The 13,646-nt window shown below is 72.0% G+C and carries 9 protein-coding genes; 6 read left to right on the plus strand and 3 right to left on the minus strand.

Going from position 1 to position 13,646, the window contains the following annotated elements:
* Positions 1-457 precede the first annotated feature (457 nt).
* Entirely contained in the window at positions 458-1,477 is a 1,020-nt protein-coding gene (locus tag ACOV8S_RS20040) for an aspartate-semialdehyde dehydrogenase (protein WP_448319165.1), read from the plus strand.
* A gap of 179 nt (positions 1,478-1,656) precedes the next feature.
* Positions 1,657-4,239, plus strand: a complete 2,583-nt coding sequence (gene pepN / locus ACOV8S_RS20045) for an aminopeptidase N (protein ID WP_448319166.1) — start codon at positions 1,657-1,659, stop codon at positions 4,237-4,239.
* Between the two features lie 141 nt (positions 4,240-4,380).
* Here pepN (ACOV8S_RS20045) and pepN (ACOV8S_RS20050) read toward each other — a convergent pair whose 3' ends face one another.
* A complete protein-coding gene (gene pepN / locus ACOV8S_RS20050) occupies positions 4,381-6,951 on the minus strand; it encodes an aminopeptidase N (protein ID WP_448319167.1) in 2,571 nt (856 codons plus the stop codon).
* Between the two features lie 158 nt (positions 6,952-7,109).
* On the opposite strand from pepN (ACOV8S_RS20050), the gene ACOV8S_RS20055 reads away from it, so the two are divergent.
* Positions 7,110-7,769 (plus strand): mycothiol-dependent nitroreductase Rv2466c family protein, encoded by a 660-nt coding sequence (locus tag ACOV8S_RS20055; RefSeq protein ID WP_448319168.1) that lies wholly within the window; start codon positions 7,110-7,112, stop codon positions 7,767-7,769.
* A gap of 99 nt (positions 7,770-7,868) precedes the next feature.
* Here ACOV8S_RS20055 and ACOV8S_RS20060 read toward each other — a convergent pair whose 3' ends face one another.
* Positions 7,869-8,453 carry a biotin transporter BioY gene (locus tag ACOV8S_RS20060; protein WP_448319169.1) on the minus strand — a complete coding sequence of 195 codons (585 nt, stop codon included), beginning with the start codon at positions 8,451-8,453 and terminating at the stop codon, positions 7,869-7,871.
* A 335-nt stretch (positions 8,454-8,788) separates the two neighbouring features.
* On the opposite strand from ACOV8S_RS20060, the gene ACOV8S_RS20065 reads away from it, so the two are divergent.
* Both ACOV8S_RS20065 and ACOV8S_RS20070 read left to right on the plus strand, forming a co-directional pair.
* The gene (locus tag ACOV8S_RS20065) at positions 8,789-10,219 is read left to right on the plus strand and encodes an amino acid permease (protein WP_448319170.1); all 1,431 of its coding nucleotides are present in this window, start codon (positions 8,789-8,791) and stop codon (positions 10,217-10,219) included.
* A 112-nt stretch (positions 10,220-10,331) separates the two neighbouring features.
* Positions 10,332-11,414, plus strand: coding sequence for a hypothetical protein (locus ACOV8S_RS20070; protein WP_448319171.1), 1,083 nt, complete (start codon positions 10,332-10,334; stop codon positions 11,412-11,414).
* Positions 11,415-11,482: 68 nt separating this feature from the next.
* Here the strand turns inward: ACOV8S_RS20070 and ACOV8S_RS20075 are convergent, their stop codons facing one another.
* Positions 11,483-12,931, minus strand: a complete 1,449-nt coding sequence (locus ACOV8S_RS20075; RefSeq protein WP_448319172.1) for an amino acid permease — start codon at positions 12,929-12,931, stop codon at positions 11,483-11,485.
* 272 nt (positions 12,932-13,203) lie between these two features.
* On the opposite strand from ACOV8S_RS20075, the gene ACOV8S_RS20080 reads away from it, so the two are divergent.
* Positions 13,204-13,646 (plus strand): ribose-5-phosphate isomerase (locus ACOV8S_RS20080; protein ID WP_448319173.1); only part of this gene is annotated, 443 nt, incomplete at its 3' end.

The raw sequence follows: 13,646 nt of genomic DNA on the forward strand, positions 1-13,646 counted from the left end.
CGCCAGCACCGCCCGCACCCGCCGTTCCTGCTCAGGCTCCAGCGGGTCGGCGGGGTCGGCCCCCGCCGCGCCTCTGAAACGCACCCGTCCGCGCAGCACGCCGCCCCTCCCGTCACGCCCCTTCGCCCCTACGACGCCGGACGGCGCGGAAACGTTCGCCGCGACAGCGAAATGGCGTTCGTCACATCGCCGGGACGTCATCGCGCCGCGTCCGGAGGGATTGCGCCCGCCGCCCGTGAACGCAGGATTCGCGCGGGGGACGAGGGGTAGGCGCCGCAGGATCGCCGCCGGGCCCGCGTCCGCACCCCTGTCCGACCTGCGAGAGGACGGGCAAAGGATTGGACAGGTCACCCGGTGGCCGCCGCATGATGGAAACCGGACATCGCGCACCAGGGCACGCGCGGCGCCGCACACAGGACACAGACGTCGCAGCACACAGACGCAAGGGAGTCGCACCGTGAGGGTCGGAATCGTCGGAGCCACCGGTCAGGTCGGCACGGTCATGCGCAAGATCCTCGCCGAGCGGAACTTCCCCGTCACGGAGCTGCGCCTGTTCGCCTCCGCCCGTTCCGCCGGGCGCGACCTGGACGGCGTCACCGTCGAGGACGCCGCCACCGCCGACTACTCGGGCATGGACATCGTCCTGTTCTCGGCCGGCGGCGCCACCTCCAAGGCCCTCGCCGAGAAGGTCGCCTCCCAGGGCGCCGTGGTGATCGACAACTCCTCCGCCTGGCGCAGGGACCCCGAGGTCCCGCTGGTCGTCTCCGAGGTCAACCCGCACGCGATCGCCGACCGCCCCAAGGGCATCATCGCCAACCCGAACTGCACCACCATGGCCGCCATGCCGGTGCTGCGCCCGCTCCACGAGGAGGCCGGCCTCGAGGCCCTGGTCGCCACCACCTACCAGGCCGTCTCCGGCTCCGGCGTGGCCGGCGTGGCCGAGCTGCACGGCCAGGTCCGCAAGGTGGTCGAGGAGGCCGACAAGCTCGCCCACGACGGCTCCGCCGTGGAGTTCCCCGAGCCCGACGTCTACAAGCGGCCCATCGCCTTCAACGTGCTGCCCTTCGCCGGCAACCTCGTCGAGGACGGCCTGAACGAGACCGACGAGGAGCAGAAGCTCCGCAACGAGTCCCGCAAGATCCTGGAGATCCCCGGCCTCAAGGTCTCCGGCACCTGCGTGCGCGTCCCCGTCTTCTCCGGTCACTCCCTCCAGGTGAACGCCCGCTTCGCCCGCCCGCTCAGCCCCGAGCGCGCCGCCGAGCTGCTGGCCGACGCCCCCGGCGTCGTCCTCACCGACATCCCCACCCCGCTCCAGGCGGCCGGCCAGGACCCCTCCTTCGTGGGCCGCATCCGCCGCGACGAGACGGTGGAGAACGGCCTCGCGCTGTTCGTCTCCAACGACAACCTCCGCAAGGGCGCCGCGCTGAACGCCGTCCAGATCGCGGAGCTCGTCGCCGCGGAGCTCTCCGCGAAGTAGCCGCCACCCGTCATCGGCACGCCGGGCGGTCACCCTCACGGGTGGCCGCCCGTCGCGGTTTCCCGGCGTCGTCCACAGGGGGTCCGGGCGGTTCGTCCACAGGCGGAGTTACCTCATCGCGCGGAGGCCGGAGCCCGTGGAAGGATGGCGCAACCTACGCACAACGAGGAGATGACCGCGTGCCTGGCACCAATCTGACCCGCGAAGAGGCACAGCAGCGGGCCGAGCTGCTCACCGTCGACTCGTACGAGATCGAGCTCGACATCTCCGGCGCCCCGGAGGGGGAGGCGACCTACAGGTCCGTCACCACGGTGCGCTTCACCTCCGCCCGCGACGCGGAGTCCTTCATCGACCTGGTCGCGCCCGCCGTCCTGGAGGTCACCCTCAACGGTGACCCGCTGGACCCGGCCGAGGTCTTCCAGGACTCGCGGATCGCGCTGCCCGGCCTGCTCGAAGGACCGAACGTCCTGCGGGTCGTCGCGGACTGCGCCTACACCAACACCGGTGAGGGCCTGCACCGCTTCGTCGACCCGGTCGACGAGCAGACCTACCTGTACACCCAGTTCGAGGTGCCGGACGCCCGCCGCGTCTTCGCCTCGTTCGAGCAGCCGGACCTCAAGGCGACGTTCCGGTTCACCGTGAAGGCCCCCGAGGGCTGGAGCGTGATCTCCAACTCGCCCACCCCGGAGGCCAAGGACGGAGTCTGGGCGTTCGAGCCGACCCCGCGGATCTCGTCCTACATCACCGCGCTGATCGCCGGCCCGTACCACTCGGTGCACAGCACCTACGAGAAGGACGGCCGCACGGTCCCGCTCGGCATCTACTGCCGCCCCTCGCTGGCCGAGCACCTCGACGCCGACCACATCTTCGAGGTCACCCGCCTGGGCTTCGACTGGTTCGAGGCGAAGTTCGACCACGCGTATCCGTTCGCCAAGTACGACCAGCTCTTCGTGCCGGAGTTCAACGCCGGCGCCATGGAGAACGCGGGCGCGGTCACCATCCGCGACCAGTACGTCTTCCGCTCCAAGGTCACCGACGCCGCCTACGAGCGCCGCGCCGAGACGATCCTCCACGAGCTGGCCCACATGTGGTTCGGCGACCTGGTCACCATGGAGTGGTGGAACGACCTCTGGCTGAACGAGTCGTTCGCCACCTACACCTCGGTCGCCTGCCAGGCCGCCGCGCCCGGCTCCCGCTGGCCGCACGCCTGGACGACGTTCGCCAACTCCGAGAAGACCTGGGCGTACCGGCAGGACCAGCTGCCGTCCACCCACCCGATCATGGCGGACATCAACGACCTCGAAGACGTCATGGTCAACTTCGACGGCATCACCTACGCCAAGGGCGCCAGCGTCCTGAAGCAGCTGGTGGCGTACGTCGGCGAGGACGAGTTCTTCCGCGGCGTGCAGGCCTACTTCAAGCGCCACGCCTTCGGCAACACGCGCCTGCCCGACCTGCTGGGCGCGCTGGAGGAGACCTCCGGCCGCGACCTCAAGAACTGGTCGAAGAAGTGGCTGGAGACGGCCGGCATCAACATCCTGCGCCCGGAGCTCGAGACCGACGACGCCGGTGTCATCACCTCCTTCGCCGTCCGTCAGGAGGCCCCCGCGCTGCCCGCCGGCGCCAAGGGCCAGGCGCTGCTGCGCCCGCACCGCATCGCGATCGGCCTCTACAGCCTCGACACGGCGAGCGGCAAGCTGGTGCGCACCGAGCGCCTCGAGCTGGACGTCGACGGCGAGCTGACCGAGGTCCCGCAGCTGGCCGGCACGGCCCGCCCGGACGTCGTCCTGCTCAACGACGACGACCTGTCCTACGCCAAGGTCCGCCTCGACGAGCGCTCGCTGGCCTTCGTCACCGAGCACCTCGGCGACTTCGAGTCCTCCCTGCCGCGCGCCCTGTGCTGGGCCTCCGCCTGGGACATGACCCGCGACGGCGAGCTGGCCACCCGCGACTACCTGGAGCTGGTGCTCTCCGGCATCGCCAAGGAGTCCGACATCGGCGTCGTCCAGTCCCTGCACCGGCAGGTCAAGCTGGCGCTGGAGACGTACGCCGCCCCGGCCGACCGGGACGCCCTGCTGGCCCGCTGGACCGAGGCCACCCTGGCCCACCTGCGGTCCGCCGAGCCGGGCAGCGACCACCAGCTCGCCTGGGCCCGCGCCTTCGCCGACGCGGCCCGCACGCCGGACCAGCTGGACCTCCTGGAGGCCCTGCTCGACGGTTCCCGCAGCCTCGACGGTCTCGCCGTCGACGCCGAGCTGCGCTGGGCCCTGGTGCAGCGGCTCGCCGCCACCGGCCGGTTCGACGAGGCGGAGATCTCCGCCGAGTACGAGCGCGACCGCACCGCGGCCGGCGAGCGGCACGCCGCCACGGCCCGCGCCGCGCGGCCGACGCCGGAGGCCAAGGCCGAGGCGTGGGCGGCGGTCGTGGAGTCCGACAAGCTGCCCAACGCCGTGCAGGAAGCCGTGATCATGGGCTTCGTGCAGAGCGAGCAGCGGGAGCTGCTGGCGCCGTACACGGAGAAGTACTTCGAGGCGCTGAAGGGCGTCTGGGGGTCCCGCTCCTTCGAGCTCGCCTCGCAGATCGCGGTGGGCCTGTACCCCGGCATCCAGGTCTCCGAGGACACGCTGGCCCGCACCGACGCGTGGCTGTCCTCCGCCGAGCCGGTCGCGGCGCTGCGGCGCATCGTGACCGAGTCGCGTGCGGGCGTGGAGCGCGCCCTGCGCGCCCAGGCGGCCGACCAGGCCGCCGCCGGCGCCAGGTGACGCGGCGCGGCTGACCCCGCCCCGCGCGAGCGACGCGGGGCGGGGCGGGGCACGCACAGCCGTGCAACGCACCGGCGAGGAACGCAAGGAGGGGGCGCCCCGGTACCACCGGGCGCCCCCTCCCGCGTCACGGGACCCGCGTCACGCGGCCGCGTCGCACTCCTGGGCGGCCAGCGCCCGGGCGAGGTCGTCGCGTGCCTCGAGGACCAGGCGGCGCAGCGCCGGCGCCGCGTCCTCGTGCGCCGTCAGCCACGCGTCGGTCGCCTCCAGCGTGGCGACGGAGTCCTGGAGCCACGGGTACAGCCCCTCCACCAGGTCCTGGCCGATCTGGATGGACCGCTGTGCCCACACCCGCTCCAGCATCGCGAAGTACCGCTGCGCGTACGGCGCGAGCAGCCCCCGCTGGGACGGCTGGGAGAACCCGCCGATGGTCGCCTCCACCAGCGCGTTGGACAGCGCGTCCGACTCCACGAGCGCGTCCCACGCCTCGGCCTTGACCGCCTCGGACGGCCGCGCCGCCAGGCACCGCACCTGACGCCGCTCGCCCGACGCCGTGTTGTCGCGCCCCCGCTCCTCGGCGAGCGCCGCCTCGTCGGCGAGCCCGTGCGCGGCCAGCGGCTCCAGGAAGTCCCAGCGCAGCTCCTGGTCGATCTCCAGGCCGTCGATCTTCTCGGTGCCGTCCAGCAGCCCCCGCAGCAGCGCGAACTCGCCCTCGGCCGAGGCGACGGAGGCCAGGAACCGGGCCCAGGCGAGCTGGTGCTCCCCGCCCGCCCCGGCCGCCCGCAGCTCCCGCAGCGCGCCCTCGGCCAGCAGCCGCTCGCCCTCCGGCCGCCACAGCGGCGCCGCGTAACGCACCAGCGCGGTGCGCGCCCAGGCGTGGAGCATCTGCAGCACGCCGATCTCGCTCTCCACCCCGGCGAACCGCACGACCAGCGCCACGAACTCGCGGGCCGGCAGCAGCGCGTCCCGGGTCATGTTCCACAGCGCCGACCAGCACAGCGCCCGCGCCAGCGGGTCGGTCAGCGAGCCCAAATGTTCGCGCAGCGTCGCCAGCGAGGTCTCGTCGAAGCGGGCCTTGCAGTAAGTGAGGTCGTCGTCGTTGACCAGCACCAGGTCCGGCGCGTCCGCGCCGGCCAGGTCGCCGATCACCGTGCGGGCGCCGGCCACGTCGGCCTCGGCGCGGGCGTAGCGGACCAGCTCGCCCCCGTCGACCCGGTAGAGGCCGATCGCGACCCGGTGCGGGCGCAGCGTCGGGTGGGACTCGGCGGCCTCCTGCAGCACCGCCAGCTCCTCGATCCGCCCGTCGGAGTCCAGCAGCACCTGCGGGGTGAGCGAGTTGACCCCGGCGGTCTGCAGCCAGGCCTTGGCCCAGGACGTCATGTCCCGGCCGCTGGTCTCGCCGAGCACCGACAGCAGGTCGCCCAGCCGCGTGTTGCCGTAGGCGTGGCGCTTGAAGTAGCGGCGCGCGCCCTCCAGGAAGGCGTCCCGGCCGGCGTAGGCCACCAACTGCTTGAGGACGCTGGCGCCCTTGGCGTAGGTGATGCCGTCGAAGTTGAGCTTGGCGTCCTCCAGGTCGCGGATGTCCGCGGTGACCGGGTGCGTGGAGGGCAGCTGGTCGGCCCGGTAGGCCCACGACTTGCGCATGTTGGCGAAGCTGATCCAGCCGTCGGTGAACCGGGTCGCCTCGACCAGGGAGAAGGTGCCCATGAAGTCGGCGAAGGACTCCTTGAGCCACAGGTCGTCCCACCACTCCATGGTGACCAGGTCGCCGAACCACATGTGGGCCATCTCGTGGAGGATGGTGGTGGCCCGCCGCTCGTAGGAGGTCCGGGTCACCTTGCCCCGGTAGATGTACTCCTCGCGGAAGGTGACCATGCCCGGGTTCTCCATGGCGCCGAGGTTGTACTCGGGCACGAAGGCCTGGTCGTACTTGCCGAACGGGTACGGGTAGTCGAAGTTCTCGTGGAAGAAGTCCAGGCCCTGCTTGGTGATCAGGAAGACGTCGTCGGCGTCGAAGTACGGGGCCAGCCCCTTGCGGCACATCGCGCCCAGCGGGATCTCCAGCCGGGTGCCGTCGGGCAGCTCACGGCTGTAGCTGTCGGTGACGTAGTGGTACGGGCCGGCCACGACCGCCGTGATGTAGGTGGAGATCGGCCGGGTCTCCGCGAACCGCCACACGCCGTCGGTGAGTTCGCCGGCGCCGTTGCTCCACGCGGTCCAGCCCTCGGGGGCGCGCACCTCGAAGCGGAACGGCGCCTTGAGGTCGGGCTGCTCGAAGTTCGCGAAGACGCGCCGGGCGTCGGCGGGCTCGTACTGGGTGTAGAGGTAGACCTCGCCGTCCTCCGGGTCGACGAAGCGGTGCATGCCCTCGCCGGTGCGGGAGTAGGCGCACTGCGCGTCGACGACCAGCTCGTTCTCGGCGGCGAGGTCCTCCAGCTGGATGCGCGAGCCGTCGAAGACGGCGCCGGGGTCCAGGTCGCGTCCGTTGAGGGAGACCGCGGTGACGCTCGGCGCGATCAGGTCCGCGAAGGTGGCGGCGCCGGGCTCGGCGCAGCGGAAGCGGATGGTGGTGACGGAGCGGAAGGTCCGCGGTCCGTCACCGGTGTGCTCCCCGAGGGCCGAACGCAGGTCGAGCGACACCTCGTAGGCGTCGACCGACAGCAGCGCGGCCCGCTCGCGGGCCTCCTCGCGGGACAGATTCTCACCGGGCAAGGGTCGTCTCCTCCGGGTCTGGGCATCTGTGGACGATCAGCGGGTGATGATCGGCGACGATCCTCCCACGGTGCGCCGGAACCGGGCATCCGGGAATTGACCGGGCCGGCGGCGTGTTGGGCCAGGGAATCGACCGTTACACGCATCCGAGGAGCGCCATGTCCGAGACGACCGCCGCCAGGACCCCGGTGGACTTCTGGTTCGACCCGCTGTGCCCCTGGGCCTGGATGACCTCCCGCTGGATGCTGGAGGTCGAGAAGGTCCGGGACGTCGAGGTCCGCTGGCACGTCATGAGCCTCGCCGTCCTCAACGAGGACAAGCTCGACGAACTCCCGCCCGAGTACCGCGAGATGCTGGAGAAGAAGGCCTGGGGGCCGGTGCGGGTGGTGACGGCGGCCTGGCAGAAGCACGGGCAGGAGGTCGTCGGCCCGCTCTACACGGCGCTGGGCACCCGCATCCACAACAAGGGGGAGGGCACCACCCCCGAGGCCGTGGCCGGGGCCCTGGCCGACGTGGGTCTGCCGGCCGAGCTCATGGAGTACCACGACCAGGAGGACTTCGAGTTCGACGCCGAGCTGCGCGCCTCGCACCGGGAGGGCATCGAGAAGGTCGGCCAGGAGGTCGGCACCCCGGTCATCGCCGTGCCGGGTGAGGACGGCGAGCAGATAGCGTTCTTCGGCCCGGTCGTCACCCCCGCCCCCCAGGGCGAGGAGGCCGCGCGGCTGTGGGACGGCACGCTGGCCGTGGCCTCGGTGCCGGGCTTCTACGAGATCAAGCGCACCCGTACCAAGGGCCCGGACTTCTCCAACCTGGTCTGAGACGCCCGGCCGCCGCGGCGGCGTGCGGAACGCGAAGGCCCCGGCTCGCAGGAGCCGGGGCCTTCGCGCGTGCCCCCGCGGGGGCGGGGTGCGCCGCTGTCAGCCTCGGCGCTCGAGCAGCTTCCAGACGGTCGGCAGCACGCCCATGGCCAGCGCGGCCTTGAGCACGTCGCCCAGCAGGAACGGGGTGAAGCCCGCTGCGAGGGTCCGGCCCGCCGAGAGGTCGAGGGCGAAGGACAGGTACGGCAGGCCCACGGCATAGATCACCGCGGAGCCCAGCAGCATGGTCCCGGCCATCCGCAGCGGCGTGCGGTCCGCGCCGCGGCGGGCCAGCGCGCCCACCATGGCGGAGGCCAGCACCATGCCGATGACGTAGCCGAACGACGGGGCGGCGACGCCCGAGGCGCCCTCGGCGAACCACGGCATGCCGGCCATGCCCGCGAGCAGGTAGACCAGCATCGACAGCAGCCCGCGGCCCGCGCCCAGCGCGCTGCCCACGAGGAGCACGGCGAAGGTCTGGCCGGTGACCGGGACCGGGGAACCCGGGATCGGCAGGGCGAGCTGGGCCGCGACGCCGGTCAGCACGGCGCCGGAGAGGACGAGGGCCGCGTCCCGGACGCGGGTGGCGGGCAGCAGATCGGCGAGGACCTGCCCGGAGCGGGCGGGGGCGGCTGCGGTGCTCATGGGTCTCTCCGCGGGGTGGGGGATCGGCTCGCGCCGGGCCGGCACGAACGGGTGAACAGGTGTCACAGGAGCTTGTTCGAACACGACGACGCTATCCCAGAGCGTTCGGCGGCATCACCGTCCGTGCTCGACAAAGGCCGGAACGACGACGTCGTGGGTATCGCACAAATTACCCGCGTCGGAGCGCGACGAGGAGTGACGCTGCTCACCCCGAGGCCTTGTGGGGACCCGCCAAAAAAGGCCGGAGGGTAAGCGGAATCTCACCCTCCGCACTGTGGCCGTTCGCATTCCGGTCCCGGGCCCCGAACCCGGACGGCATCGGTCAAACTCGCTGCATGTCACGCACCACCCCAGAAGCCGCGGCGGGCACGGCCCCGTCCTCGCCGCCGGCCCCCGCGCACGGTCCGTCCTCCCCGGACTCCGCCGCCCTCGGCCACGGCCTCAAGCAGCGCCACCTGTCGATGATCGCGCTCGGCGGCGTCATCGGCGCCGGCCTGTTCGTCGGCTCCGGCGCCGGCATCGCGGCCGCCGGTCCCTCGATCGTGATCGCCTACGCGATCTCCGGGCTGCTGGTCATGCTGGTCATGCGGATGCTCGGCGAGATGTCCGCCGCCTATCCCTCCTCCGGCTCCTTCTCCTCGCACGCGGAGCGGGCGATCGGCCCCTGGGCGGGCTTCACCTCGGGCTGGGCGTTCTGGGTGATGCTCTCCACCGCCGTCGGCCTCGAGGGCATCGGCGCGGCGAAGATCGTCACGGGCTGGCTGCCGGGCACCCCGGAGTGGATGTGGGTCGCCCTCTTCATGGTGGTCTTCACCGGCACCAACCTGGCCGCCGTGAAGAACTTCGGCGAGTTCGAGTTCTGGTTCGCCGCGCTCAAGGTGGTGGCCATCGCCGCCTTCCTGGTGCTGGGCGTGCTGGCCGTCGCCGGACTGCTGCCGGGCAGCGAGGGGACGGCCGGCGCCGACCTCTCCGAGATCATGCCCGGCGGGACGCACGGCCTGATCGTCGGTCTGCTGGCCTCCGTCTTCGCCTACGGCGGCATCGAGTCCGTCACGGTCGCGGCCGCCGAGTCCGAGGACCCGGTGCGCGGCGTGGCGAGCGCCGTCCGCACGGCGATGTGGCGGATCGGCCTCTTCTACATCGGCTCGATGGCCGTGATCGTGCTCCTGGTGCCGTGGAACGACCCCGCGCTGGTGGAGAAGGGCCCCTACGTCGCCGCCCTGGACACCCTCCAGATCCCCGGCGCGGGCCAGATCATGAACGTGGTCGTCCTGGTCGCCCTGCTGTCCGCGATGAACGCCAACACCTACACCGCCTCCCGGGTGGCCTTCTCCCTGGTCCGCCGCGGCCAGGGCCCCAAGGCGCTGGGCCGGGTCCACGGCGGGGTGCCGCGGGCGGCCGTGCTGGCCTCCTCCGCCTTCGGCTTCTTCTGCGTGCTGCTGAGCTACTGGCGTCCCGACGACGTGTTCGCCTGGCTGCTCAACATGATCGGCGCGGTGATCCTGGTGATCTGGCTCTTCGTCGCCGTCTCGCAGCTGGTGCTGCGCCGCCGTCTGGAGCGCCAGGAGCCCGAGCGCATGACGGTCCGCATGTGGGCCTTCCCCGTGCTCACCTGGGTCGCCGTCGCGGGCATCGTGGCGATCTTCGCGCTGATGCTCATGGAGTCCGGCACCCGCGTCCAGGTGTTCTCCACCGGAGCGCTGACGCTGGTCCTGGCCGCGGCGGGGTACGTGCGACAGCGGCGGGCCGTGCGGGTGGCCGGGTAGCCGGACCCGCGTATCGCGCACATGTTCGCCAGAACATGGCGGAACGGTCAGCGTTCCTCGACGGCCCTGTAACAGGGGTCGGATGCTGCTCCGTTCGGGGGAGGCAAGGGGCATGACGCACGACTTCCCCCTGGACCCCCTGCGCTCCTCCCTCCCCCGAGCTCTCGGCTTCGCCCGAGCAGGGGAGACCCCCCTCGCCGCCTCCTCCGGGGCGCGCCTGCTCGTCACCGCCGCCGAGCTGCGCGCCCACGGCGTGACACCCGCCCAGGCCGGGGCCCGCTGCCGGCCGGGCGGCACCTGGCAGCGGATGCTGCCCGGCGTCTACCTGCTGCGTCAGGGGGCGCCCACCGGCGAGGAGCGCCTGCACGCCGCCCTGCTCTACGCCTCCCGCCGGGAGGCCTCCGCGGCCGCCGAGGAACGGCCGCAGGCCACCGCCGTCCCCGCCCAGCCCCGGCGCGACGACCCGCTCCACGCGGACGCCGTGGTCACCGGCCTGGCCGCGCTGGCCCTGCGGAACTTCGCCTCGGCGCCCGCCCTGTCCCTGCTCGACGTCGTCGACGTGCTGGTGCCGCGCGCCCGCCGGGTCCGCTCCACCGGTTGCGCCCGGGTGGTGCGCACGGCCCGGATGCCGGTGCCGGACCTGGCGTCCGGGGTCCCGGTCGCCCCGGTCGAGCGGGCCGTCGCCGACGCGGTGGCGCACCTGCCGGAGGACGCCGGACCGTTCGCCGTCCGGCGGCTGTTCACCGAGGCGGTCCACGACGGCCACTGCGAACCGTCCGCGCTGCTGCGCGAGCTGCGCCGGGCCCGGCTGTGCGGGCGGCCCCGGGTGGCGGAGGCGATGGAGGTCCTGGTGTCGGAGGGACGCGCGGCCGCCGAGGAGCGGCTGTACCGCATGGCCTGGGAGCACGGGCTGCCCGACCCGGTGTGGAACGTGGAGCTCCGCCTTCCGGAGGGGCCCTCGCTGGGCGCCGTGGACGCGTACTGGCCGGAGCAGGGGATCGCCGTCGAGCTGGACGCCCCGGGCGACCTCGGCAAGCGGGAGCGGCTCGAGCGGCTCGGGGTCACCGTGGTCCGCGTCCCCCGGGTCCGGCTCGCCACCCCCCAGGGTTTGGAGCACCAGGCCACCCTGATCCGCACCGCCCTGACCGCCGCCGACCGCGACCGCCCGGCCCCCCTGCTCGTCCTGCCGCGCTGACACGAGCCGGACGACGGAACGCCCGGCGCGGGGAGCCCGCGCCGGGCGTTCCGTGAAGTCCGCGGGCGTCACGCGCCCGGGACGCCCGCCTTCGGCTCGTCCGCCGGGGCGGTGGCGCCGGCCTCGCGGGCCGGGGCGTTGTGCCCCAGCTTCTGGCGGACCAGCGCGATGCCCACCACGATCGCCGCGACCAGCAGCGTCAGCAGCATGATCTCCTGGTTGCCGAACTCCGTGTCGAACAGCATGTAGCCGATCACGTAGACGATGAACGCGATGCACGCCCAGGTCAGGTACGGGAAGAGCCACATCTTCACGACCAGCTTCTCCGGCGCCTCCCGCAGGATGATCCGCCGCATCCGCAGCTGCGACACGCAGATCACGAGCCACACGAAGAGCGCGACGGCGCCCGAGGAGCTCAGCAGGAAGTGGAAGACCTTGTCGGGGGAGACGTAGTTGAAGAAGACCGCGACGAACCCGAAGGCCACCGAGGCGAGGATCGCGGCCCGCGGCACGCCGTTGCGCGTGGTGGTCGCGAACGCCTTCGGCGCGTCACCGCGCTGACCGAGCGAGAAGGCCATCCGCGACGCGGTGTACAGGCCCGAGTTCAGGCAGGACAGCACCGACGTGAGGATGATGAAGTTCATGACCTCGCCGGCGTAGGGGATGCCCAGCGAGTCGAGCGAGGCCACGTACGAGCCGTCCTCGGCGATCTTCTTCGAGTCCCACGGCAGCAGGGTGACGACCACCAGGATCGAGCCCAGGTAGAAGACGCCGATCCGCCAGATGATGCTGTTGGTCGCCTTGGTGACGGCCTGCTGCGGGTCCTCCGCCTCACCGGCGGCCAGCGTCGGGATCTCCGAGCCCATGAAGGAGAAGACGACCATCAGGACGCCGATCATGATGGCGCCCGGGCCGTTCGGCAGGAAGCCGCCGTGCGCGGTGAGGTTGGACCACGAGGCCTGCTCGGCGTCGACGCCCGGCAGCACCCCGAAGATGGCCAGCAGACCGACCAGGATGAACGCGCCGATGGCGACGACCTTGATGCCCGCGAACCAGAACTCGAACTCGCCGTAGTTGGCCACCGAGGCGAGGTTGGTCGCGGTGAGCACCAGCATCACGATGAGCGCCCAGGCCCACTGCGGGACGGCCGGCACCCAGCCCTCCAGGATCACCGCGCCCGCCGTGGCCTCCACGGCGAGCACGACGACCCAGAAGAACCAGTAGAGCCAGCCGATGGAGAACCCGGCCCAGCGGCCCAGCGCGCGGTCGGCGTGGGCGGAGAAGGAGCCGGAGGTCGGGTTGGCGACCGACATCTCGCCGAGCATCCGCATCACGAAGACGACGAGCGCGCCCACCAGGGCGTACGAGAGCAGGATGCCGGGGCCCGCGGCGGCGATGCCGCTGCTGGAGCCCACGAAGAGCCCGGCGCCGATGACGCCGCCGATGGCGATCATCGTCAGGTGCCGGTTCTTGAGGCCTGCCTGAAGGCCGGAGCCCTCATGTCCTGGTGAAGTCATGAAGTTCTTTCCTTTTCGCCGGGGTACGCCGGGCTACGCCGGGATGGTGCGTGTGAGGTATCCCCTGCCCTCGTGAGGCATGCGGGGCCACCGGTGAAGCGACGGTTCAGTGAATCGGAGGGAACGCGTCAGTGGAACCTTAGGTTCCGGATTGTTATCGCTGTTTTGCCTGCGGTCCTATGGTCCAGATCACAGTTTGCGGAGAGTGTGAGCAGTCCGCGGGCCGTCCCCCCACGCACACCCGCGGCCCGTGGCCGTGTCACACTCGGACCATGCGCGTCTATCTCGGCTCCGACCACGCCGGTTACGAACTGAAGAACCACCTCGTCGAGTGGCTGAAGGCCGCCGGCCACGAGCCGGTGGACTGCGGCCCTCACATCTACGACGCCCAGGACGACTACCCGCCCTTCTGCCTCCGCGCGGCGGAGCGCACCGCGGCCGACGAGGGTTCCCTCGGCGTGGTGATCGGCGGCTCGGGCAACGGCGAGCAGATCGCCGCCAACAAGGTCGCGGGCGTGCGGTCCTCGCTGGCCTGGAGCGAGCAGACGGCCGCCCTCGGCCGCGAGCACAACAACGCCAACGTGGTGGCCGTCGGCGCCCGCATGCACTCCCAGGAGGAGGCGACGAAGTTCGTCGAGATCTTCCTGAACACGCCGTTCTCCGGCGACGAGCGCCACATCCGACGCATCGAGATGCTCGCGGACTACGAGAAGAG

The sequence above is a fragment of the Streptomyces sp. CO7 genome (assembly GCF_053474865.1).